20 protein-coding genes are annotated in these 21,675 nt (G+C 73.7%); 11 read left to right on the top strand and 9 right to left on the bottom strand.

The window, feature by feature from the left end:
* The first annotated feature begins 73 nt into the window (after positions 1-73).
* Genes ACU4ZT_RS08385 through ACU4ZT_RS08400 form a run of 4 tightly spaced genes read left to right on the top strand, consistent with a single transcriptional unit; the run spans position 74 to position 4,183 of the window.
* Positions 74-1,363 carry a glycosyltransferase family 4 protein gene (locus ACU4ZT_RS08385; RefSeq protein ID WP_445337014.1) on the top strand — a complete coding sequence of 430 codons (1,290 nt, stop codon included), beginning with the start codon at positions 74-76 and terminating at the stop codon, positions 1,361-1,363.
* Positions 1,360-1,941 (top strand): LbetaH domain-containing protein, encoded by a 582-nt coding sequence (locus tag ACU4ZT_RS08390; RefSeq protein ID WP_445337015.1) that lies wholly within the window; start codon positions 1,360-1,362, stop codon positions 1,939-1,941. The genes ACU4ZT_RS08385 and ACU4ZT_RS08390 overlap by 4 nt, the downstream gene beginning before the upstream one ends.
* Complete coding sequence (locus tag ACU4ZT_RS08395; RefSeq protein ID WP_063071911.1) at positions 1,938-3,074, top strand: glycosyltransferase; 1,137 nt, start codon at positions 1,938-1,940, stop codon at positions 3,072-3,074. The genes ACU4ZT_RS08390 and ACU4ZT_RS08395 overlap by 4 nt, the downstream gene beginning before the upstream one ends.
* Entirely contained in the window at positions 3,071-4,183 is a 1,113-nt protein-coding gene (locus ACU4ZT_RS08400; RefSeq protein ID WP_445971900.1) for an acyltransferase family protein, read from the top strand. The genes ACU4ZT_RS08395 and ACU4ZT_RS08400 overlap by 4 nt, the downstream gene beginning before the upstream one ends.
* A gap of 103 nt (positions 4,184-4,286) precedes the next feature.
* Here the strand turns inward: ACU4ZT_RS08400 and ACU4ZT_RS08405 are convergent, their stop codons facing one another.
* Together ACU4ZT_RS08405 and ACU4ZT_RS08410 are read right to left on the bottom strand one after the other, a co-directional pair.
* Positions 4,287-6,209, bottom strand: coding sequence for a glycosyltransferase (locus ACU4ZT_RS08405; protein WP_445337017.1), 1,923 nt, complete (start codon positions 6,207-6,209; stop codon positions 4,287-4,289).
* A 261-nt stretch (positions 6,210-6,470) separates the two neighbouring features.
* Positions 6,471-7,586: a glycosyltransferase gene (locus ACU4ZT_RS08410; RefSeq protein WP_063071908.1), complete on the bottom strand. Its 1,116-nt coding sequence runs from the start codon at positions 7,584-7,586 to the stop codon at positions 6,471-6,473.
* A gap of 451 nt (positions 7,587-8,037) precedes the next feature.
* Here ACU4ZT_RS08410 and ACU4ZT_RS08415 point away from each other — a divergent pair, with 451 nt between their 5' ends.
* From ACU4ZT_RS08415 to ACU4ZT_RS08425, 3 genes are read left to right on the top strand one after another with little or no spacing between them, the layout of a single operon-like run.
* Positions 8,038-9,129: a glycosyltransferase family protein gene (locus tag ACU4ZT_RS08415; RefSeq protein WP_063071907.1), complete on the top strand. Its 1,092-nt coding sequence runs from the start codon at positions 8,038-8,040 to the stop codon at positions 9,127-9,129.
* Positions 9,126-10,367: a lipopolysaccharide biosynthesis protein gene (locus tag ACU4ZT_RS08420; protein WP_063071906.1), complete on the top strand. Its 1,242-nt coding sequence runs from the start codon at positions 9,126-9,128 to the stop codon at positions 10,365-10,367. The genes ACU4ZT_RS08415 and ACU4ZT_RS08420 overlap by 4 nt, the downstream gene beginning before the upstream one ends.
* A complete protein-coding gene (locus ACU4ZT_RS08425) occupies positions 10,364-11,392 on the top strand; it encodes a glycosyltransferase family 4 protein (RefSeq protein WP_063071905.1) in 1,029 nt (342 codons plus the stop codon). The genes ACU4ZT_RS08420 and ACU4ZT_RS08425 overlap by 4 nt, the downstream gene beginning before the upstream one ends.
* Positions 11,393-11,441: 49 nt before the next feature.
* On the opposite strand, the gene ACU4ZT_RS08430 is transcribed toward ACU4ZT_RS08425, so the two are convergent.
* From ACU4ZT_RS08430 to ACU4ZT_RS08440, 3 genes are all read right to left on the bottom strand, one after another.
* Positions 11,442-13,007, bottom strand: a complete 1,566-nt coding sequence (locus ACU4ZT_RS08430; RefSeq protein WP_063071904.1) for a sugar transferase — start codon at positions 13,005-13,007, stop codon at positions 11,442-11,444.
* A gap of 139 nt (positions 13,008-13,146) precedes the next feature.
* Positions 13,147-13,434 carry a hypothetical protein gene (locus ACU4ZT_RS08435; RefSeq protein WP_063071903.1) on the bottom strand — a complete coding sequence of 96 codons (288 nt, stop codon included), beginning with the start codon at positions 13,432-13,434 and terminating at the stop codon, positions 13,147-13,149.
* 119 nt (positions 13,435-13,553) lie between these two features.
* Entirely contained in the window at positions 13,554-13,757 is a 204-nt protein-coding gene (locus tag ACU4ZT_RS08440) for a cold-shock protein (protein WP_012038298.1), read from the bottom strand.
* 278 nt (positions 13,758-14,035) lie between these two features.
* Between ACU4ZT_RS08440 and ACU4ZT_RS08445 the strand changes: the two genes are divergently transcribed.
* A complete protein-coding gene (locus tag ACU4ZT_RS08445; protein WP_445337018.1) occupies positions 14,036-15,706 on the top strand; it encodes a bifunctional 3'-5' exonuclease/DNA polymerase in 1,671 nt (556 codons plus the stop codon).
* A 74-nt stretch (positions 15,707-15,780) separates the two neighbouring features.
* On the opposite strand, the gene ACU4ZT_RS08450 is transcribed toward ACU4ZT_RS08445, so the two are convergent.
* Positions 15,781-15,963, bottom strand: coding sequence for a hypothetical protein (locus ACU4ZT_RS08450; RefSeq protein WP_063071901.1), 183 nt, complete (start codon positions 15,961-15,963; stop codon positions 15,781-15,783).
* A 105-nt stretch (positions 15,964-16,068) separates the two neighbouring features.
* Here ACU4ZT_RS08450 and ACU4ZT_RS08455 point away from each other — a divergent pair, with 105 nt between their 5' ends.
* Positions 16,069-16,923: a DUF1684 domain-containing protein gene (locus tag ACU4ZT_RS08455; protein WP_445337019.1), complete on the top strand. Its 855-nt coding sequence runs from the start codon at positions 16,069-16,071 to the stop codon at positions 16,921-16,923.
* A 43-nt stretch (positions 16,924-16,966) separates the two neighbouring features.
* Here ACU4ZT_RS08455 and ACU4ZT_RS08460 read toward each other — a convergent pair whose 3' ends face one another.
* Positions 16,967-17,554, bottom strand: a complete 588-nt coding sequence (locus tag ACU4ZT_RS08460) for a helix-turn-helix transcriptional regulator (RefSeq protein WP_063071899.1) — start codon at positions 17,552-17,554, stop codon at positions 16,967-16,969.
* A 269-nt stretch (positions 17,555-17,823) separates the two neighbouring features.
* On the opposite strand from ACU4ZT_RS08460, the gene ACU4ZT_RS08465 reads away from it, so the two are divergent.
* Positions 17,824-18,342 carry a DUF3145 domain-containing protein gene (locus ACU4ZT_RS08465; protein ID WP_012038303.1) on the top strand — a complete coding sequence of 173 codons (519 nt, stop codon included), beginning with the start codon at positions 17,824-17,826 and terminating at the stop codon, positions 18,340-18,342.
* A gap of 218 nt (positions 18,343-18,560) precedes the next feature.
* A complete protein-coding gene (locus ACU4ZT_RS08470) occupies positions 18,561-20,003 on the top strand; it encodes an O-antigen ligase family protein (RefSeq protein WP_063071898.1) in 1,443 nt (480 codons plus the stop codon).
* 102 nt (positions 20,004-20,105) lie between these two features.
* Here the strand turns inward: ACU4ZT_RS08470 and ACU4ZT_RS08475 are convergent, their stop codons facing one another.
* Together ACU4ZT_RS08475 and ACU4ZT_RS08480 are read right to left on the bottom strand one after the other, a co-directional pair.
* Positions 20,106-21,347 carry a beta-ketoacyl-[acyl-carrier-protein] synthase family protein gene (locus tag ACU4ZT_RS08475; RefSeq protein WP_063071897.1) on the bottom strand — a complete coding sequence of 414 codons (1,242 nt, stop codon included), beginning with the start codon at positions 21,345-21,347 and terminating at the stop codon, positions 20,106-20,108.
* A 79-nt stretch (positions 21,348-21,426) separates the two neighbouring features.
* Positions 21,427-21,675: an acyl carrier protein gene (locus ACU4ZT_RS08480; protein WP_012038305.1), complete on the bottom strand. Its 249-nt coding sequence runs from the start codon at positions 21,673-21,675 to the stop codon at positions 21,427-21,429.

The following is a 21,675-nucleotide window of genomic DNA, read 5'->3' on the forward strand; positions in this document are numbered from 1 at the left end:
GGGCACGGGAATCGGCGAGGCCGCGGAGCGCAGGATTTACGCCTTCGAAACCTCCAGGGGTCAGAATGTCCTCATGGGGGATCTTCGAACGACCGACGCTGCGCGCACGCGCGCGGCGGAGGACCTGGGGGGCCTCGCGGTCTGCCTGGTCGGCATCAACTACTGGCCGGAGAGCACGGGCATCGCGCCGTACACGACCGCGATGGCCGAGGCGCTCACCGACGCGGGGGCGACGGTGCACGTCATCACGGGCATCCCGCACTACCCGCAGTGGAAGCTGCAGGACGCGCGGTACGAGCGCGGCCGACGGTGGGAGGAGAGGCGCGACGGCGTGCGCATCACCCGCGTCCGCCACGCGATCCCCGAGACGCCCGACCTCGTCGGGCGCGCGAAGCTCGAGGCCTCCTTCCTCCAGGGGGCGCTCCGCGAGGTGCGCCGGGACGCGAGCGACATCGTGATCGCCGTGACGCCCTCGCTCGCCGGGCTCGCCGCCGGGGCGCTCGGCCACGGCAGGCGTCCGCTGGGCGTCCTCGTGCAGGACCTCACGGGCAACGCGGCGGGGGAGTCCGGCACCACGGGCGGCCGGGCCTCGCGGCTCATCGCGTGGGGGGAGTACGCGCTGCTCCGCCGCGCCGACCGCATCGGCGTCATCACGCCGCGCTTCGGCGACCTCCTCATCCAGCAGGGCGTCGCCGACGAGGGCATCGTCAGCCTCCCGAACTTCACGCACATCACCCCCGTCGACGTCTCGACGGCGGCCGCGCGCACGCGCCTCGGCTGGACCCGGGACGCGTTCACCGTGGTCCACACCGGCAACATGGGCATGAAGCAGGGTCTGGACTCGGTCGTCGAGGCGGCCCGCCTGTCGGACGCGCGCGACCTCGGCATCGACTTCGTGCTCGTGGGCGACGGCAACCAGCGGGCCGCGCTCGAGGAGCAGGGCGCGGGGATCCGCTCGCTCCGCTTCGTGCCGCCGCTCGACGGCGACGACTACCCCTACGCGCTGGCCGCAGCCGACGCGCTCCTGCTCAACGAGAAGCCCGGCGTCCGCGAGATGAGCATGCCGTCGAAGCTCACCTCCTACACGAGCAGCCGGCGGCCGATCATCGCCGCCGTCGAGGACGGCGGCATCACCGAGGGCGTGGTGCGGGAGCACGGCGCGGCGGCGATCATCCCGCCCGGCGACCCGGAGCGGCTGCTCCAGGCCGCGCAGGACCTCCGCGGCGACGCCGCCCGGGCGGCCGACCTCACGTCCGCCGCCCAGCGCATGTTCCAGAACCGCTACTCGCCCGTGAGCGCCCACGCGCGCTACGTGCGCTTCGCCCAGCAGCTGGCCGGGCTCCGGACCGGGGTCTCGGCGTGACCGCGGACGCCCCGCGCGCCGCGACCGTCCCCGTCATCGACCTCTCCCGCGCGCCGGGGGAGCGGCAGGCCTGGGACCGCCCGAAGCGGACGGTGTACCTGTGGGCGGCCGTCGAGCTCCTGCTCGTCACGAACCCGTGGCAGATCAGCTCCGCGCTCCGCATCCGGGCGCTCCGGGCGTTCGGGGCGGAGATCGGCGAGGGCGTGGTGTTCCGGCCCCGCACGCGCGTGAAGTTCCCGTGGAAGCTGCGCATCGGCGACCGCTCCTGGATCGGCGAGGGCGTCTGGTTCCACAACCAGGACCGGATCACCATCGGCCACGACGTCGTCCTCTCGCAGGAGACGATGCTCACCACCGGCAGCCACGCGCACCGGCGGGACATGGCGCTCCTCACGCGGCCGATCGTCGTCGAGCCGGGGGCGTGGATCACGTCCCGGTGCATGGTGCTCGGCGGCGCCCACGTCGGACGCTCCGCGCTCGCCCGCCCCATGACCGTGATCTCCGGGGAGGTGCCCGACGGCGCCATCGTCTCCGGGCCCGACAGCGCCGTGGTCGGCTCGCGCTTCCCCTCCTCGTGACGCGCCCGCTGCGCATCGCGCACGTCATCCCCTACGTCTCCGCGGACGGGGCGTTCGGGGGCCCGGTGTCCGTGGCCGTCGAGCAGTGCCGGGAGCTCGCCCGCCAGGGCCACCACGTCGTGCTCGTCGCCGGGTGGGACGGCGAGGTCCCGTTCGAGGTCGAGGGCGTGGAGGTGCGCCTGTTCCGGGCTCGCCCCCTGCCGGGTCTCGGCTTCAGCGGACTCCTGTCGCCCGCGTTGATCCGGGGGCTGCGCCGTCAGGTCCGGGGCTTCGACGTCGTCCACCTCCATCTCGGCCGCCACCTCCTGGCCCTCGCCGCGGCCGACGTCTGCCGCCGCGCGGGCGTGCCCTACGTGCTGCAGACGCACGGGATGGTCGCCGACGACGCCCGGGCGAAGTCGCGCGTGCTCGACGCCCTGGCCGTCCGGCGCACCCTGTCCGGCGCGCGGGCCGTGCTCGCGCTCACCGACGAGGAGGAGCGCGGGCTCGGCGTCGTGTCCCGGGGGCGCGCTCGCGTCGTCCGGATCCGCAACGGGGTGTCGCCCGCCGCGGTCGCGCGCACGCGGGATGCCGACCGGGTCCCCGAGGTCCTCTTCCTCGCCCGCCTGCACCCGCGCAAGCGCGTGATGGCGTTCGCCGAGATGGCCGCGCTCCTGCACGGACGCGGGGTCCGCGCGCGGTTCGCGGTGGTCGGCCCGGACGAGGGCGACCTGCCCGCGCTGACCGCCTTCATCGCCGCGCGCACCGGCCTGCCGCTGGCGCACGAGGGCAGCATCGCCCCCGGCACGTCCGGCGCACGTCTGGCGGGCGCGGACGCGTACGTGCTGCCGAGCGTGCGGGAGGTCTTCCCGATGACCGTGCTCGAGGCGATGGCGGTCGCCACCCCCGTCGTCATGACCCGGGACTGCGGCATCGCCGACGAGCTCGAGGCCTTCGGCGCCGCCGCGGTCACCGACGGGTCGGCCGAGGAGCTGGCGGACGCTGTGGAGGCGATCCTCACGCGGGAGGACGCTCGGGACGCGCTCGTCGCGGGGATGCGCGTCGCCGTGGCGGAGTCCTTCGGGATCCGGGCCGTGGTCGACGGCCTGACCGACGTCTACGAGGAGGGACGCGGCGATGACATCCGCCCATGAGCTCCCCCCCCCCCGTCGTCGCGCCCGGGCCACCGGCCCGCCTCGACCGCCTGACGAGCCTCCGGTTCGTCGCCGCGCTCGTGGTGTTCGGCTTCCACGGGCTGGTGTTCTTCGAGGGCGACACGGCGAGGGTCCTCGAGGTCCTGTTCGGCCAGGGCCGGAGCGGGGTGACCTTCTTCTTCGTCCTCAGCGGCTTCCTGCTCGCCTGGTCGTCACGACCCGCGGATCGCGCGGTGCCGTTCTACCGGAGGCGCTTCGCGCGCATCTACCCGGCCTACCTCGCGTCGCTGCTGTTCGCGGCCGCGCTCTGGGCCGTGCTCGACCCCCGCTCGCTGGGGCGGGGACCCCTCGCGCCGTTCCTCCTGCAGGCGTGGGCGCCGACGTCCGACTCCTACTTCGCGATCAACGTGCCGGCCTGGTCGCTCTCCGTCGAGGCGTTCTTCTACGTGGTGTTCCCGTTCCTCATCCGGGGGCTGCGGCGCCTCACGAACCGGGCGCTCGCGGTCCTGCTGCTGGCGATGGTCGCCGTCCCCGTGGCCCTCGCCGCCCTCGTGTCCGGGGACGCCGGCGAGATGGGCCTCGACGCGGACACCGTCTCGATCTGGCTCGCGTACTACTTCCCGCCGTCGCGCCTCCCCGAGTTCGTGGTGGGCATGATCCTCGGCGTGCTGGCGAAGAGGGACGCCCTCCCCGCGGTGGACTGGCACGCGGCGGTCGCGCTAGCGGCGGCCGTGTACCTCTCCGTGGGCATCTGGCCCTCGGCGTACGGCGTCGCCGCGCTCGTGGTGCTGCCGTTCGGGCTGCTCATCGTCGCGGCCGCCCAGCGCGACATCGCGGGGGTGCCGGGCGTGCTCCGGGCACGGCTCCCGGTGCGGCTGGGGGAGGCGTCGTACTGCTTCTACCTCCTGCACCACGTCTTCGTCATCCGCCTCGCCCAGCCCGGGTTCCGCGACCTCGGGATCGACGGGGCGCCGGCCTTCGCGCTCGCCCTCGCCCTCGGGCTGGTCGGCGCGTTCCTCCTGCACCGGCTGGTGGAGCTGCCCGGCGACCGGCTCCTCCGGGGGCGGCGACCGGGATCGAGGCCCGCCGCGGAGGCTGTCGCCCGGTGACCGCTGTACCCGCGACCGCGGCGCCGCCCGGGCTCGCCGGATGCGCGTGCGCGGACGCGGTGGACGGATCCCCGTCAGGGACGGTGCGACGACCCGGCGCCCGTCACGCCCGCGTGCCGCGTGCGCGCTCGGGGCGGCGGGACCCGACGCGGTCGACCAGCATCGCGTCGCGGAACGTGGCCGCGAACTCCGCGGGCGTCCGCAGGAGGATCTCCGGCATGTCGATGAGCACGGCCGGCACGGCCGCGGCGATCCCGGTCCGGAGCCCCTCGACGGACACCGGGCTGACGATGACGCCGGCCATGTCCCGCACGGACGGGGTGACACCGGCGTGCTCGCCGACGACCACCGTCAGCCCGGCAGCCAGGGCCTCGTTCACCGTCAGGCCCCACACCTCCTGGAGCGCCGGGTGCACGAGCACGTCATGGCGCGCGAACTGCTCGGGGAGATCCGCCACGGGCACGTAGCCGGCGAACGTGATGCGCGAGCCCAGGCCGAGCTCCTCGGCACGACCCTCCAGCGCCTCGCGCTCCGGGCCCGCGCCGACCACGGTGAGGGTGCACGCGGCGAGCTCGGGCGCCGCCAGCGCCTCGATGAGGCTGAGGACGTTCTTCCGGGGGATGAGCTGTCCGACGCACAGCAGTCGCGAGCCCACCGGCCCCGTGGGTCGGCCGGCGGCGAGTCGCGCCGCCCGGGTCCGCGCGTGGATGCCCTCGACGTCGACCGCGTTGAACCCGACCCGGATGCGCTGCGGGTGGATGCCCTCGGCGACGAGGCCCTCCCACGCGGCGATGCCCGGCACGACGATCTCGTCCATGCTCCGGAAGAACGCGCGGCGCACGCGCGCGACGACGCCGCCGTGGTGCTGCTGCGACAACCGGTGGGATTCGTAGAACCCCACGCGCCGCACGCCGGCGAGCTTCGCGGACCACGACGCCACCCAGTAGGCGGGGGAGTCCCACCCGCCGATGAGGATCGCGTCCTTGCCGCGGAGCGAGGAACGCGGGAGCCACCCGGTCACGTAGTGCCGGGCCTCGCCGCGCCGCACGACGCGGTTGGGCAGGAACCGCGTGCGGTACGCGGCCGCGCGGTCGCCCGCGGTCCAGTCGTCGCCCCGGTTGTTGTCGTCGCTGCGGAGGCGCTCGTCCGTCTCGAGCAGCCAGACCTCCAGGTCGACCTCGCGGGCGAGCGCGTCCCAGACGGGGACGCGGTAGGGCGGTGCCAGGTTGGTCATCCACACGACCGACGGCCGGGTCGCCGCGCTCCGGCCGGACTCGGGGAGGGCGAGCAGCGCGTCGACCGTCGCGCCGATCGAGGAGAGCTCCGGGAGGACCGCGTCCGTCCCGTCGGCGACGCGCTCGCGGAGGGCGCTGTCGGCGAGGACCGCCCCGACGGCACGCGGGACGACCTCCGACGGCGCGTCGGGGACGATGACGGGCCCGAGCTCGCGGAGGTCGTCCGGGATCCCGTCCTCGAGCGTCTCGACGAGGGGGCCGGCGTCGACGAGGCCGTCGGCGACCCGCAGCACGGTGACGTGGGCGAACCGCGCCCGCAGCGTCGCGGCTTCGTCGTCCGACCGGGCGAGGACGGCGGCCGCTCCCCGGATGGCCCGGGCGGCGGGGCCGCGGAGGCCGGACGCCGATGGCGTCCCGCCGCCCGGGCTCTCGGTCACGTGCGCCTGCATGACGTAGCGGATGCCGAGTCGCCGCGCGGTGGACGCCACCTCGAGGTGGAGCAGGTCCGGTCCCGCGTGGACGTGGAGCACGTCGATCTCCCGCGCGTGCGCGATGAGCCAGGCGCGGACGGCGGGGGAGCGCAGCACGGGTGATCCGGGGATCGCCTCCACGCGCTGCAGGACCATCCGCACGCCGGCGACGCGGAGGTCGGCGTCGCCGAGGCGCGCGACGAGCAGGATGACGTCGTGGCCGCGGCGCTCCAGCTCGCGGCACTGCGCGACGGCCTCCGGGAGGGCACCGTCGAGGGCATGCTCCGCGGGGCCCGCGGAGACGAACTGCACGATCCTCATCGGGGGAGGCGCCGGTCCTCATGGCGGGGTGTCGGCGCGGAGTCGCGCAGGACGGTGTGCGACGGCCCCCGGGCATGGGCGTGGTGGTGCTTCACTGCTCTCCCTCGACGCAGACCCACTGCGGACCCGGGTTGGTCCGTCACTGTGGGAATGGCGCGGCGGCTGCAGTCTAGGAGCGCAGGGCCCGTCTTCCGCGCGATCTCTCCACCGGGATGCCGCTGATGTCCCGCCAGCGTCGAGTCCCGACCCGCCCGGTTCCCCTCAGGCCGGTCCGAGCGCGTCGAGGATGGTCGCGCTGATGGTGCGGGCGGCGGCCTCGATGGTGGGGTGGTCGGCGGCCGGCGCGTCGGCCGGCTCCTCCTCCGCCATCCAGGCACGTGCGTAGTCCTCCGGGGTCGGCGGCACCTCGACGACGTCGACCCCCGGTCGCAGGTACTCGTGCTCGGGAGCGTGCGCGGCACCGGAGGTCGTCACCACCCGGAGGCCCATGACGAGCGCGTCGACCGCGACGAGGCCGACACGTCCGGGGTTCAGCAGGGAGTGCGACATGGCGGCGGCCGGGGCGAAGTCCGCGGGACCCGCCTGCCCCAGGAGCACGACGCGTCCCGTCTCGCGCGCCAGACGCTCCACGAGCCCGCGGGACTCCCCGTCACCCGCCACCACGAGCCACTGCGCGGGATCCGCGGCGAACACGATGCGGGCGGCCTCCACGAGCAGGTCGACGGCCTTGAAGCGGTTGAGGGCGCCGAGGAAGAAGGACACGCGCGCGTCGGCGGGCATGCCGTGCCGTTCGCGGAACGCCGCCGTGTCCGCGGGGGTGACGTCGTCCATCGCCCGCTGCAGCCGCGACGTGTCCGTGGAGTTGCGGAACGCCGACACCTGGTCGTCGCGCAGCCGTGTCGAGGCGAGCACGTGGCGACGACCGGTCTCCGTGTAGGTCAGGGCGCGGGTGGCCTGCGAGTTGAGGAGGTTCTCCGCGGCGTCGGCGAGCGGGGACTGGGTGGTCGTCGCCGAGATCCCGTGCCCGAGCGTCACGTACTTCTGACGCAGCCCGGCACGGAGCCAGGCGTTCAGGTTGGTGCCCTGCATCTCGGTCACGAGGAGCACGTCCCGGCCCCGCCAGGTGCGCGGGAGGCGCCGGAACACGAACTTCGGCACGGAGCGCACCGGCTGCAGCGTGAGGACGCCGATGCGGCTGGCCCAGCCCGGCTCGATCCCGTCGCCGCGCGCCGCGACGTCCCGCTCCTGCTCGCGGTCCCCGCCGTAGAACACCCGGCAGTCCACGTCGGCCTCGCGGAGCTCCTCGATCACGGTGGACCACAGCCGCTCCCGGTACCCCGGCACGTACGGCTGCGTCACCGCCACCCGGCGGCTCACGTCCGGCCCTCGTCTGCTGATCCCGTGCGCACGATGTCCTCCATCGTCTCCCCCTTCGACGATCGGGGGTGCCCGACGACCCGTGATGCGCCCGACGGCCCCAGCTCGTCGGTGGATCGGACCGGTGTGCGCGTCATCGCGACGGCGCCACCCCTCACAACGACCCTAGCCCGGCGTCGCCGGAGCGTCCCGGTCCCCGACGGCAGCACGGGGCGGACACCCGCACGGGGTCGGGCATACTGGTCCGGGCAGGGGGCTCGTCCCTCTCGCCGACGTCGGGAGGGGACGAGTCGCATGGGGGTACGGGCATGTCCGGAGCTGTCGTCGGAGTCCGAGCGCGCGGCCGTGCCGTGCGCACCGGACTCCCCGCGCACGACACGACCCGGGCACGCGTGCTGATCCCGGCCACCCGCGCAGCCCGGCTGCGGTCGGACGCCGAGGAGCTCCGCGCATGAGCGCCGGACGACCCGCGCCGGACGCCACCGGCGCACCCGTCCTCATCCTCGAGGGGAACGGCGACGGCCACCGCTTCTACTACGTGCGCCTCCTCGCGGACGCGATCCTCGCCGAGGGTGGGCGACCCGTGCTCGTGACCCGTCCCGGGCAGATGGACGGGCCGCATGCGGCGGAGTTCCTCGGCGGGTTGCCGTCGGCGTTCACCGTCGTCGACGTCCCCCGCGCGGACGTGGCGTCCGCCTCGCGGGTGGCGCTCCGGGAGGGCGCCCGCCGCATCGTCATCCCGGACGGCGACCGCCACCTCGTGTCGCTGGTGACGCGCCGTGGCAGGGACCTGCCCCATGTCACGGCGCTGGTGATGCGCGAACCGGTGCTGCGTCGCGACCAGGCGCTCCGTCCGCTGGCCCGTCAGTGGTCCAAGCGCGCGACGATGGCGCTGGCCGGCCTGCGCCGATCCACCACCGTGACCGTCCTGAAGTCCTCGGTCTGGGCCGGGAGGTCCCGCTTCCCCGTCGCGAACGACCCGGTGACGCTGGCCGCCGCGACCGCGGACGTCGCGGTTTTCCGCGAGCGCTTCGGCATCGACGGGGAGCGCCGGTGGTTCGGCGTGGTCGGCGCGATCACCGCGCGCAAGAACCTGCCCCTGGTCGCCGAGGCGTTCGCCCGCATCGCCGGGGAGGGCACCGGCCTGTTCGTCGGCGGCTCCGTCTACGACGGTCAGCTGGCCGCGGCCGAGCCGCATCTCGAGGAGGCCCGGCGGCGGGGTGCCCGGATCGTGGTCGTCGACCGGATGCTCGAGGACGTCGAGCTCGACGCCGCCATCGGCGCCGTGGACTGCGTCGTCCTCGCGCACTCGAACGAGGGCCCCAGCGGCATCCTCGGCAAGGCCGTCATGTCGGGCACGCGCCTGCTGCTGTCGGGGGCCGCGAGCCTCCGGAGGGATGCGGACGCCGTGCCCGCCCACGCGACCTGGACCCCGCTCACGGTCGACGCGATCGCGTCGGGGATGGCCGATGCGTGCCGCGCGGACCGTCCCGCCCCGGTCCCCGACATGGGCACCTCCCGCTTCACGTCGGCGCTGCTGTGACGGACGCGGCACCCGCTCCCGCGCCGTCCGGCGGTCTCGGACGGCAGGCCACCTTCCTGGCCGCGTCGACCGCGTTCGCGCAGATCCTCACGGCGCTCATCTACCTGTTCGCCGCGCGGGTCAGCGGCCCCACCGCGTTCGGGCAGGTGGTCACGGCCATCGCGATCGCCACGAGCGCCGTCGGCGTCCTCGACTTCGGCACCAACTCGCTCTGGATCCGCGAGACGGCGAAGGGTGCGCTGACCACGCACGACCTCGCCCGCCGCGCGCTCGCCAAGACGCTGATCGCGCTGGTCGCCTTCACGATCGGCGGCGTCCTGCTCCACGCCCTCTCACCGAATCCGTGGCTGTGGACCGCGGCGCCCATCGCCATGTTCCTGCTGATCTCGCAGACGGCCCAGGTCCCGCTCCGCGCGCATTCGCGCATCGGCGTCGTCTCGCTGTCCCTGGTCGTCGACCGCCTGGTGGGGATGCTCGTCCTCTTCGGCGGCATGCTGCTCGGCGCGGACGGCGCGGCCTCCCTGTGGCTGGCCCTCGTCTGCGGCTCCATCGGCGGCACCCTGCTGCTCGTGTCGCAGATGCCGGGGCGCCGCCGGCTCCTGGTCACCCCCGAGCTGCGGCGCCACCCGTGGCGCGGCTCCGGGTTCTACGGGCTGAGCTCGATGGCCGCCACGTCCCAGGTCCTCGACGTCGCCATCATGTCAGCCGTGGCGGGACCCGCCGCCGCGGGGATCTACGGGGCCGTCAACCGCTGGACGCAGCCCATGGGGCTCGCCGTCTCGGCCTTCGCGGCCGCGGCCGTCCCCGTGGTCGCCCGCGCACGGTCCTGGAGCGCGGCGTGGCCGCAGGTCAAGAGGGCCCTGTGGCTGCCCGGCGCCGCCCTGGCCGCGTGCCTCGTGGTGATCATCGGCGCCCCGGTGTTCGTGGACGTGCTGGTGGGCGACGCCTACGCGGAGTCCGCCACCGTCCTCCGCGTCCTCGCCTTCGGGACGCTGTTCGCCATCGTGAACCAGCCCGTCGCCGTCTTCCTGCAGAGCCTCGGTCGGGACAGGGCGGTGTCGTTCGTGACGCTCTCCCTCGTCGCCATCCAGCTCGGTCTCGTCGCGGTCCTGGCGTCGCTCTCCGGCGCGGTCGGGGCCGCGTTCGCCTTCCTGGTCACGCAGGCGTGCATGCTCCTCCTCCTGCTGCTGCTCACCCGCACGGGGCGCGCGCGGGCCGGCGGGGGAGACGCATCGTGAGGATCCTGCAGCTGCTCCTCCGGCCGCAGATCGGCGGCGCCGAGACGCTCGTCGCGAGCCTCGCCGCGGAGTGGAGTCGGCTCGGCCACACCGCCGAGCTGGCCTACCTCGATCCGGAGGGGGCCTCCACGGGCAAGGTCGCGCGCGGGCGGCGGCTGCGGCGCGTCATCCGCGACATCGACCCCGACCTGGTGGTGAGCCACTCCGCCCTCCCGAACCTCTACTCGGCCATCGTGACCCCCCGCCGCACGCCGCTGCTGTCCGTGCTGCACAGCGCGACCGACGACTTCGCCTCCCCCCTCCTGCGGCAGGCGGAGGCGCACAGCCGCCGCCGCGCGCGCGCCGTCATCGCGGTGAGCCGGAAGCAGGTGGACGAGTACGCGGCGCACTTCCCGCGGAGGGCCCGCCCGGTCCTCGTCCCGAACGGCGTGTCCGGCGAGCTGCCGCGCCGGTCCGGGGCCCCGGGTCAGCCCGCCCGCGTCATCACCATGGCGCGCGTCGCCAGCCAGAAGGAACCCGAGCTGTGGCTCGACGTGGTCGACCGGTTCGCGCGGGGTGACGCCGCCGTCGCGTTCTCCTGGCTGGGCCCGATCCTCCGGACCGACCCGAGGATCGCGCGGTTCTGGGAGGACGTGCGGGCGCGCGGCCTCGAGCGCCTGCTCCCCGGGCCCTCGGACGACGTCGGTGCGGACCTCGCCTCCGCCGACCTGTGCTTCCACCCGTCGAGCCGGGAGGCGCACAGCATCGGCGTGCTCGAGGCGGCGGCCGTCGGGCTGCCGGTGGTGTGCAGCGCGGACGTCGCGGCCACCCTCCCTTCCCACGTGCCCGCCGCGACCTTCGCGTCCGGCGACGCCTCGTCGGCGGAGGCCGCGATCCGGTCCGTCCTCTCGGACCTCCCCGCCGCGCTCGACCGGGCGGCCTCGACGAGCGCGCGCGTCCGCGCGGAGTTCAGCATCGGCGCCACGGCGGGCGCCTACCTCCGCATCGCCGGCGTCGCGGGCCCCCGGGAGGCCGACGCGGGCTGACCCGGCTCGCCGGACGCGTCCCGCGTCGTGGACCGCGAGCCGGGTCAGCTCAGTACGCCCCCTCGCGCTGCAGCACGGCGCGCGCCGTCTTCCAGAGGATCACCAGGTCGCCCACGATGGACCAGTTCTCCACGTAGTAGAGGTCGAGCCGCACGCTGTCCTCCCAGGAGAGGTTCGAGCGGCCGCTCACCTGCCACAGCCCGGTGATGCCGGGCTTCACGAGGAACCGACGGTGCACCTTCATCTCGTACGTCTCCACCTCGCGGGCGAGCGGCGGCCGGGGCCCCACGAGCGACATGGTGCCGTTCAGGACGTTGACGAGCTGCATCAGCTCGTCGAGGCTGTAGCGCCGGAGGAACCGCCCGACCGGGGTGACGCGGGGATCGTCCTTCATCTTGAAGAGCACCGAGTTGCCGGCGTCCCGGCTCTGCTCCTGCAGGTCGAGCAGGCGCGCCTCCGCGTCCGTCACCATGGTGCGGAACTTGAGCATGGGGAACGGGCGACCGTTGATCCCCACGCGCTCCTGGCGGAACAGGACCGGGCCCGGGGTGCTCAACCGGATGGTGGCGGCGATCGCGAGGAAGAGCGGCGACGCGAACACGAGGATGAGCACGCTCGCGACGATGTCGAAGGCCCTCTTGGCGAAGAGCTTCGTGCCCTCGTAGCGCGGCGTCTCCACGTGGATGAGCGGCAGGCCGGCGACAGGTCGGGTGTGGATGCGGGGGCCGCCGATGTCGGTGAGGCTCGGCGCGACCACGAGGTGCTGCCGTCCGGGCTCCAGCGACCAGCTGAGCTCCCGGATCCGCTCCGGCGCGAGCTCGTCGTTGCTCGCGATGACGATGGTGTCGGCGTCGACGGCGCGCATGGCGGCCGGGAGGTCGTCGAGCTTGCCGAGGACGGGGATGCCGGTGCCGGGGAGGGTGGCCGCGATGACGCCCGACGGGATGCAGGCCCCCACCACGAGGTAGCCGGCGTAGGGCTGGCGGGCGAGCTCCCGGGCGAGGAAGCCGGTCGAGGCCTCGGATCCGATGAGGAGCACGCGGGAGGAGTAGCGACCCTTCGCGCGTTGCACGTTGAGCCACTGCCGCCACATCCAGCGGCTGAGCACGAGGGTCACGAGCCCGAGGGGCAGCGCGAGGATGATGTAGCCGCGCGCGAAGTCGATGCGGCCGAGGAACGCGACGATCGCGACCATGCCGAAGAGCCGGACCGTGGCCGAGAGGATGAGCCGGTACTCCTGCGGTCCCGTGCCGAGCACCCGGTAGCCGCGCGTGCCGTAGATGCCGAGGGCGAGCATCCAGCAGGCGACGATGACGATGGAGATGAGGGAGTAGCTGACGGTGACGCCGTCGTAGTCGCCGTTGAAGGCGACGTCGGAGGTCGTCACGCCGAACCAGGCGATCTGCACGCCGAATACCACCCAGATGAGCACGAGGAGGTCGGTGATCACGAGGCCGAACGCGTAGGTGCGACGCCAGTCGTTCGCGCGGGCGCCGTCGGCCGCGGTGACGGGCCCGACGTCGGGACGCGTGCCGCGCGCGGCGCGCTCCTCCGGATGCGACGGGGAGCCCGTGTCCTGAGCATCCGGTCCGTGCGTCGCCCTCTGTCCGATCACTGTCCCCCCAAGCCGATGGTGCGTCCCCTGAGGCGTCATCGGCTCCAGGATCCGAGACTACAGGCGAACCCCTCGCATGCCCGGCGGCATGGCGCTCTCCGGACGGGAGCACAGCGATCCGCGGACGCGGATCACGGGGTCAGATGCGCGTCCACGTGCCGCCGTCGCGGCGCGTGATGCTCGCCCGCGGGACGGCGACGAGCTCCGCGGTCCGCGCCCGGACGGCTCCGGCGACGCGCTCGGCCATGGCGTCGTCGTCGGCGGTGAAGCGGACGGTGAGGCGGGCCTCGCCCCGCACGACCTGGATGTCGTTCGCCTCGAGCGTGGCGCGCGCGGCGGCCTCGCGGGCGGCGGCCGGCAGCACGTCGGCGGGATCGGCGCCCGGCCGCAGCGCTCCGACGGTCATGGTGATGCGGTAGGAGGGCACGGCCCCATGATCCCCCACGCCCGGAGCCACCCGTTAACGGGAGAACGGCTCCGACCGCATGGTCGGAGCCGTTCCCGGAAGCTCAGCGTGCGTCGCCCACCAGGGGTGGGCGGGTGGCGTTAGAGCGGGCGGATGTTCTCAGCCTGGGGACCCTTGGGGCCCTGGGCGACCTCGAACTCCACCTTCTGGTTCTCGTCGAGCGACTTGTAGCCGCCCGTCGCGATCGCGGAGTAGTGAGCGAACACATCCGCGGTTCCGTTGTCGGGAGCGATGAAGCCGAAGCCCTTTTCAGCGTTGAACCACTTGACGGTGCCTGTTGCCATGACGAAATTTCCTTCAAAAAGAGATGCATCGATCCCGGGACCCGGGACCGCGGGTCGTCCGCCCCTCTGACACGACTCCGGCGGACCGGGCGGATCTCGAGGACCTGACGACTTGTGAGCAACCCTAGCGGGTACCGCGGCGCAAAAGGGGGATGCGGGCAGATTCGCGTGCGGTGTTTCCCTGCATGACGCGGTGGAGGGGCCGCATCCCGGACCGCCGCGATCCGGATCCCGCCTCCGGGGACGGCGGCGTCGGAGGCGGCCGCCATGATGGGGGAGTGCACATCCTGGTCGCGAGGACGCCCGACGGCGTGCGGCTCGTCGACCTCGACGCGACGGGCCGGGTCGTCGCCGCCCGCGACGTGGCATCCGCCGACTGGCCGCGCGTCGCCGCCGAACGCGAGCGCTCCGCCGACCCGCCGCGCTGGGTCTTCGACGACACCCGCACCTGGGCGCGCCCGCTCCTGGCCGCGGGCGTCCGCGTCGCGCGGTGCCACGACCTGCGGCTCTGCCACGCGATCCTCCGCCTCTCCACCCTCACCGCGGACAGCGCCCTGGCGCGCACGCCGCCCGGCCCGTGGGACCGCCCCGCGGGCGTCGAACGCGACCCGGCGCAGGGCGAGACGCTCTTCGACGACCTCGACGCGGCCGAGGGGCGATCCGCCGACGAGCTCGTCGCCGAGCTGCGTCTCCAGCTCGCGGCCGTCGCCGGCAGCGCCGCGCCCGGACGGCTGCGCCTGCTGCTGGCGGCGGAGTCCGCCGGCGCCCTCGTCGCGGCGGAGATGGAGCACGACGGCCTCCCGTGGGACACGGCCGTGCACGACGCGCTCCTCGTCGACGCGCTCGGGCCGCGCCCGGCGCCCGGCGGCACTTCTCCGGCGCTGCTGCGCCTCGGCACGAGGATCCGGGAGATCCTCCGCGCCCCGGACCTCAACGTCGACAGCCCGCCCGACGTGCTCCGCTCCCTGCGTCGCGCCGGGATCGACGCCTCCAGCACGCGGCAGTGGGAGCTGCAGGAGATCGACCACCCGGTCATCGCGCCCCTCCTGGAGTACAAGAAGCTGTCCCGCCTGCTCACGGCCAACGGCTGGACGTGGATGGAGACGTGGATCCGCGACGGCCGCTTCCACCCCGGCTACGTGCCGGGCGGCGTGGTCACCGGGCGGTGGGCCGCGAGCGGGGGCGGCGCGCTGCAGCTCCCCAGGCAGATCCGCTCGGCCGTGCGCGCGGATCGGGGGTGGCGCCTCGTGGTGGCCGACGCCGCCCAGCTCGAACCCCGGATCCTCGCCGCCCTCGCCGAGGACCGCGCGATGGCCGATGCGGGCCGGGGCACGGACCTCTACCAGGGGCTCGTCGACGCCGGCGTGGTCGACACCCGAGCGCACGCCAAGGTCGCGATGCTCGGCGCCATGTACGGGGCCACCTCCGGCGAGAGCGGCCGGTTGATGCCGCGCCTCGTCCGCGCCTACCCGCGGGCCACCGGCTACGTGGAGCAGGCGGCTCGGGTGGGGGAGAGCGGCGGCATCGTCAGCACCCGGCTCGGCCGCTCCTCCCCGCCTCCCACCGACGCGTGGCGGGACGTCCGCCAGCGCGGTCAGGGCGCCGAGGCGTCGCCGGCCGACGCCGCCCGCGCACGCACCTCGGCGCGCGACCAGGGCCGCTTCACGCGGAACTTCGTCGTCCAGGGCTCCGCCGCCGAGTGGGCGCTGAGCTGGCTCGCCGGCCTGCGTCGACGGCTCGCCGCGCTCGAACGGCCCGGGTCCCGTCCGCACCTCGTCTTCTTCCTGCACGACGAGGTCATGGTCCACGCACCCGACGACCGCGTCGACGAGGTGCGCGACGCCGTGACCGAGGCCGCCGCGGAGGCCGGGCGCCTGCTCTTCGGCGATGCACCGGTCGACTTCCCGGTCACGATCGCGGTGGTCGACGACTACGCCCAGGCCAAGTAGCGCCTCCCCGTCCGCATGCGACGACGCCCGGTCCCTCACGGGGACCGGGCGTCGGGTGGAGCGGTGGGCAGGAATCAGCCGCCGGAGCCGACGTCGCCCTCGTGGTCCTCGCCCTCCGAGGTGTTGCTGCCCGAGCCGTCGGGCGTGGATCCCGCGGACCCGCTCTCCTCGGTGATCGAGGAGGACTCCACGTGCTCCTCGGTGTGCGTCGTCGTGCCGTCGTCGTCGGTCGAGGTGCTCTCTCGGTCTGTGCTCATGCCCCGACCGTACGCCCGCCTCCCGCGCGGGGGAACCCCGCCGACGACGACCGATTCGGCCCGCGTCGACTTGGCCGCCGACCTCCTGGCGGCGAGGATGGGGGCATGACCGATCCCGTCGCCCCCGTCGCCCCCGCGCCCACCGATCCGGCGGAGGTCCTCGCCGTCTTCCGCGCGCGTCGCGAGCAGATGGTCGTCCTCCCGCAGGGCAACCTGGCCCTCGTCAACACCCAGTGGATCTCGCACGATGCCGCGCCGCAGCCCGTCTACGGCATCCCAGGCACCTGGTCGCCGCTCGAGCCCGGGTCCTCCGGCCTGCGCGTGCACGCGTCCCCAGCGGACGGGCTCATCGTGGACGGCGTGCTCGTGGACGGCGAGGCGGTCGTCCGCGGCCGCGACGACGCGGCCCCCTCCACCGTCGTCGCGAGCGACACGGTCTCCGCCTTCGTCATCGCGAGCGAGGAGGGCACCTACGCGCTCCGCGTCTGGGACGCGCAGAGCGAGGCGATCCGCGACTTCGGCGGCATCGACGCGTTCCCCTACTCCGAGGAGTGGGTCGTGACGGCGGACTTCACGCCCATCGAGGGCGGACGCGCGATGGGCTTCGAGCATCTCAAGGACGACGGGGCGACCAAGGACAAGGTGGTCCCCGGCGAGATCACGTTCACCAAGGACGGCGTGGAGTACTCGCTCGCCGCGTTCCGCGAGGGCCGCGCGCTCCTGCTCGTCTTCTCCGACGCCACGAGCGGCGAGTCGACCTACGGGGTGGGCCGCTTCCTGATGGTGGCGCCCTCGCCCGACGGCACGATCACGCTGGACTTCAACCGCGCCTACCTCCCGCCGTGCGCGTTCAGCTACAACTTCAACTGCCCGATGCCGCCGAAGCAGAACCGCTTCGCCGTGCCCATCGAGGCCGGGGAGAAGAACGTGCTGGCCAAGGACGGCGGCCTCCTGCACTGAGCCGCCCTCGGGACCTGCTCCGCGGCCCTACGGCTGCGCGGCCTTACGGCTGCGCGTCGCGTCGCGCGGGTCGACCGCGTCGCGGGGCGGCGGCGAAGCCCGTCGGTCGGGTGCCCGCGGCACCGGCGTCGAGGATCCGACGCTCGGCCGCGTCGAGCCAGGCGAGCCGCGCGGTCAGGGCGGCCTCCACCGCGTCCGCCGCCAGGGAGACGGCGAGCGGGACGTCGGTGTCGTGCGCCTCGCGGGACAGCGCGAGCTCGCGGGCGTCCGCGAGCGAGCGCTCGCGTTGGGCACGGACCAGGGCGCCCGCGTCCGCGCCGGGCAGGGACAGCGCGAGCGCGACCTTCACGAGCAGCTCGTCGCGCGTCGCCGGCGGCCCGATCGTCTCGTCCAGCCACGCGCCGACGTCCGCTCGGCCCTCGTCCGTGATCGTGTACGGCACGTGCCCGGCCTCGTCGGTCGTGCCCTTCACGACGAGGCCGTCCCGCTCCAGGCGGTCGAGGGTGTTGTAGATCTGACCGACGTTGAGGGGCGCCGCGGTCCCGGTGCGAGCGGTGTACTCCGTGCGGAGCTGGTACCCGTAGCACGTGCCCTCGGTGAGGATCGCGAGGAGGGCGTGCCGCACCGACATGCGTCCTCCGCCCCCGGCCCGGCGGGCCGCCCCCTGGAGCATAGGCATTCCCGGCATGCACGCCCGGGGGACCCGCCGCCGTCCCCGGCGCCCGATCGCCCGGATGACGTCTCCCTCGGCGCGTCGCGTCCGCGATGTTGCCGATCCCCAGGATCACCCGCCATGATGAGGACCGTCGGCGTCCGCGCCGGCCGCACCGGCAGGTGTGGAGCTCGTCCATCGCACGCAGATCGTTGGGGAAGACGCATCTGATCGGATGGAGGAGACCCATGGAAGCACCCGTCGCCAACTCAAGACCGGCTCGAGGAGTGCTCTACGTGCACTCCTCTCCTCGCGCGCTCTGCCCCCATGTCGAATGGGCAGCGGGTCGCGCGCTCGGTCATGCCGTGAACTTCACCTGGGATCCGCAGCCCGTGCTGAAGGGCGCCATGCGCGCGGAGTACTACTGGGAGGGCCCGGAGGGGTCCGGCGCCGCCATCGCCAGCGGCCTCCGCGGGTGGGAGCACCTGCGCTACGAGGTCACCGAGGACGCGGGTCCCGGCCGGGACGGGGGCCGGTGGATGCACACGCCCGACCTCGGCGTCTTCTTCGCCCAGACCGACACGGCGGGCAACACCGTCATCCCCGAGGACAGGATCCGCTACGCCCTCGACGTCGCCGGCTCCAACACCCTGGAGCTGCACCGCGAGCTCCGCCTCGCCATGGGACAGGCCTGGGACGACGAGCTCGAGGCGTTCCGCCACGCGAGCGACTTCAGCCCCGTGGTCTGGTTGCACAAGGTCGGCTGACCCGTACGCGCGGCGGGCGCCTCCTCCCGTCCGCCGCCGAACGACGCCGACCGCCCGGCCCGACGGCGCCGACGGTGCGTGATAGGTTCCACGTGAAGAGACCGGGGGGCCTCGCCGGCGATGCTCGGGGCACGCGGAGCGCAGTCCGACCGGATGGCTTCGCGGGCAATCCCTCCTACCGGACGTGCGACGAGCACAGCGAGATCGGCGACGACACCATGCGGGAACGACTCTCGACCCGAACCGCCGGCCTGGCCGGCCTCTCGAGCCCGGCCCTCGTGCTCGGCTGCGCCCTGTGGATCCTCGGGTCGACGTACGTCCTCGCCTGGGACCCGTTCGTCGGCACCGCCGTCGGGCTGGCGCCGATCGTGCTGTTCTTCATCATCCGCAACTCCGTGGTCCGGTTCCTCTTCGTCGTCGTCGGAGGCCTGCTCGTGCTCGGCTCGAGCGGCGACCTGAGCGCCAACAAGATCGTCTACGCGGGACTGCTCGTCGTGTGCGCCGCGGTGTCCGTGGTGCGCCTCATCGCCTCGCCCCCCTCGTACGCGCGCCACTTCAAGTCGCTGGTGTGGGTCGGACTGGCCCTGCTCGCGATCGTGAGCCTGAGCTTCCTCGCCTCACCCGAGGGCTCCGACCTGGGCACCTTCGGCCGGCAGGCGATCTTCTACCTCCTCATCGTGCTGGGTCCGGTCATCGGGCTCGACGCCGGACGCGACATCCCGCCCCGGATCACGTACCCCCTCGTGGGTGTCCTCGGACTCGTGGCGGCCGTCGGATTCGCCTTCGACTGGCTCGACCGGCGGGGCGTCACCGCCCTCTCCACGGGTCGGTTCATCCTCTCGAGCCTGATGCTGCCGTCCTTCGCCTTCGCGCTGGCGCTCGTCATGGTGTTCCACGCGGAGAAGCGGCTGGCGCGCATCCTCTGGCTGGTGCCCGTCGTCGGGATCCCCATCGCGATGCTGATCACGGGCACGCGCACCAACCTCATCGTGTTCGCGGCCGTCTTCGCCGTCCTGGGCCTCCAGCGGAGCATGCGCGTGCCGCCGGGCAAGATGCTCGGGCTCCTCGTGATCGGCGGTGTCCTGGCAGGTCTGGTCTTCCCGATCGTCGCCTCCGTGGCGATCGCGGATCCGGACTTCCTGCAGAGCCGCATCCGGGCGTCCCTGACCGTCCTCAACGGCCAGGGCGGTGCGGACCAGTCGTATGCCATCAGGCAGAACGCCTACGTCGTGGCCACGGGCCTCATCGACAGCAGCCCGGTGTTCGGCATGGGGCTCGGCTACACCATCCCCATCGTCCTCGACACCCCGCTCCTGACGGTCGTCCGCCTGGGCTGGCTCGGCACGGCAGCCGTCGCGGCCTTCATCGCCGCGATGGGCTGGTCGATCTGGAAGGCCACGCGCGCCATGGGCCCCTCTCCCGCCACGACCGCGTGGTGGGGCCTGCTCCTGGTGATGCTCTGCAACATCCCCTTCGGCACGCCGCTCGAGGACCGCGGCTTCGGATTCACCCTGCTCCTCGCGACGGTCGCGATCGCGAGCGGCCTGCACGCGAAGACGCTGCAGGGGACGCCGTCCGCATCCGACGAGGAACCGGCCGCCATCGCGCACCGCCTGACACCCGGTCCGGCGGGGAGCACCGGGATGCGGATGCAGGCCTGACCCGTCAGCGCGTCCCGCGAGAGTCCCGGTCATCTTCTCCGGGCACCGCACGCGAAGAGGCCCCGACCTGCTGGTCGGGGCCTCTTCGCGTGCGGTGGCGGGCTAGACGCTGCGGAACGCGATGACCGCGTTGTGCCCGCCGAAGCCGAACGAGTTGCTGATCGCCAGCAGGTCGCCGTCGCCGAGGGGACGCGGCGACGTCACGACGTCGAGCCGGATGTCGGGATCCAGCTCCGTGAGGTTGATCGTCGGGGGAGCGGTGCGCTCGGCGAGGGCCTTCACCGTGAAGACCGCCTCGATCGCGCCGGCGCCGCCGAGCAGGTGCCCGGTGGACGCCTTCGTCGCGCTCACGGGGATGCCGTGCACCGCCTCGCCGAACACGCGCTCGAGCGCCTTGTACTCCGCGATGTCGCCGACCGGCGTGCTGGTCGCGTGGACGTTGATGTGCGAGACGTCGCCGCGCGAGTAGCCCGCGCCCTCGATGCTCGCGATCATGGCGCGCGCGGCCGCCGTCCCCTCGGGGTCGGGCGCCGTGATGTGGAACGCGTCGCTGGTGACCGCGCCGCCGACGAGCTCCGCGTAGATGCGGGCCCCGCGCGCCATGGCGTGCTCCTCGGTCTCGAGCACGAGCGCGGCACCGCCCTCGCCGAGGACGAAGCCGTCCCGCGAGATGTCGTAGGGACGCGAGGCGCCCGCGGGGTCGTCGTTGCGCTTCGAGAGGGCCTGCATCGCCGCGAACGACGCGATGGGCAGCGGGTGGATGGAAGCCTCGGAGCCGCCGGCCACGATGATGTCCGCGCGGCCCGCCTGGAGGTGCGCGTAGGCGCTGGCGATCGACTCGGTGCTCGACGCGCAGGCGGAGACGACGGTCTGGATGCCGGCGCGCGCACCGAGGTCCATGCCGACCGCCGCGGCCGGTCCGTTGGGCATGAGCATGGGGACGGTCATGGGGAGGACGCGGCGCGGGCCCTTCTCGCGGAGGGTGTCCCAGGCGTCGAGCAGGGTCCACACGCCGCCGATGCCGGTGGCCCAGTCGACGGCGAAGCGCAGCGGGTCGACCTCGGGGGATCCCGCGTCGGCCCAGGCCTCACGCGCGGCCGTGAGGGCGAACTGGCTGGACGGGTCGAGGCGCTTGGTCTCGATGCGCGCCATGACCTCGGAGGAGGGCACCTTCGCCTGGCCGGCGAACGTCACGGGGATGTCCCACTTCGCCACCCAGTCCTGCTCGAGGGTGGTGATGCCCGACTCGCCGCGGAGGAGCGCCTGCCAGGTCTCCTCGGCGGTGCCGCCGAGGGGCGACGTCGCGCCGATGCCGGTGACGACGATCTTCTTGGGGGTGGTCATGCGTGGCGTCTCCTCGACGTCGGGAACAGGGGAGGGGGATGGCCGGCCCCGAGGTCGGGGCCGGCCATCCTCCGCGCGGTCAGGACTGCGCGTTGGTGATGAACGTGACCGCGTCGCCGACGGTCTTGAGGTTCTTGACTTCCTCGTCCGGGATCTTCACGTCGAACTTCTCCTCGGCGTTGACGACGATCGTCATCATCGAGATCGAGTCGATGTCCAGGTCGTCGGTGAACGACTTGTCCATCTCGACGGTGTCGGTGGCGATCCCGGTCTCGTCGTTGACGAGCTCGGCCAGGCCGGCCAGGACTTCTTCGGTGGACAGTGCCAT

This window comes from Clavibacter davisi (assembly GCF_052751415.1).

What these genes read in the sequence shown, in the direction of transcription:
- ACU4ZT_RS08385 (WP_445337014.1), top strand. Translation starts at nt 74, where the DNA reads ATGGGGGATCTTCGAACGACCGACGCTGCGCGCACGCGCGCGGCGGAG.
- ACU4ZT_RS08400 (WP_445971900.1), top strand. Translation starts at nt 3,071, where the DNA reads ATGAGCTCCCCCCCCCCCGTCGTCGCGCCCGGGCCACCGGCCCGCCTC.
- ACU4ZT_RS08405 (WP_445337017.1), bottom strand. Translation starts at nt 6,209, where the DNA reads ATGAGGATCGTGCAGTTCGTCTCCGCGGGCCCCGCGGAGCATGCCCTC.
- ACU4ZT_RS08415 (WP_063071907.1), top strand. Translation starts at nt 8,038, where the DNA reads ATGAGCGCCGGACGACCCGCGCCGGACGCCACCGGCGCACCCGTCCTC.
- ACU4ZT_RS08440 (WP_012038298.1), bottom strand. Translation starts at nt 13,757, where the DNA reads ATGGCAACAGGCACCGTCAAGTGGTTCAACGCTGAAAAGGGCTTCGGC.
- ACU4ZT_RS08450 (WP_063071901.1), bottom strand. Translation starts at nt 15,963, where the DNA reads ATGAGCACAGACCGAGAGAGCACCTCGACCGACGACGACGGCACGACG.
- ACU4ZT_RS08455 (WP_445337019.1), top strand. Translation starts at nt 16,069, where the DNA reads ATGACCGATCCCGTCGCCCCCGTCGCCCCCGCGCCCACCGATCCGGCG.
- ACU4ZT_RS08460 (WP_063071899.1), bottom strand. Translation starts at nt 17,554, where the DNA reads ATGTCGGTGCGGCACGCCCTCCTCGCGATCCTCACCGAGGGCACGTGC.
- ACU4ZT_RS08465 (WP_012038303.1), top strand. Translation starts at nt 17,824, where the DNA reads ATGGAAGCACCCGTCGCCAACTCAAGACCGGCTCGAGGAGTGCTCTAC.
- ACU4ZT_RS08470 (WP_063071898.1), top strand. Translation starts at nt 18,561, where the DNA reads ATGCGGGAACGACTCTCGACCCGAACCGCCGGCCTGGCCGGCCTCTCG.
- ACU4ZT_RS08475 (WP_063071897.1), bottom strand. Translation starts at nt 21,347, where the DNA reads ATGACCACCCCCAAGAAGATCGTCGTCACCGGCATCGGCGCGACGTCG.
- ACU4ZT_RS08480 (WP_012038305.1), bottom strand. Translation starts at nt 21,675, where the DNA reads ATGGCACTGTCCACCGAAGAAGTCCTGGCCGGCCTGGCCGAGCTCGTC.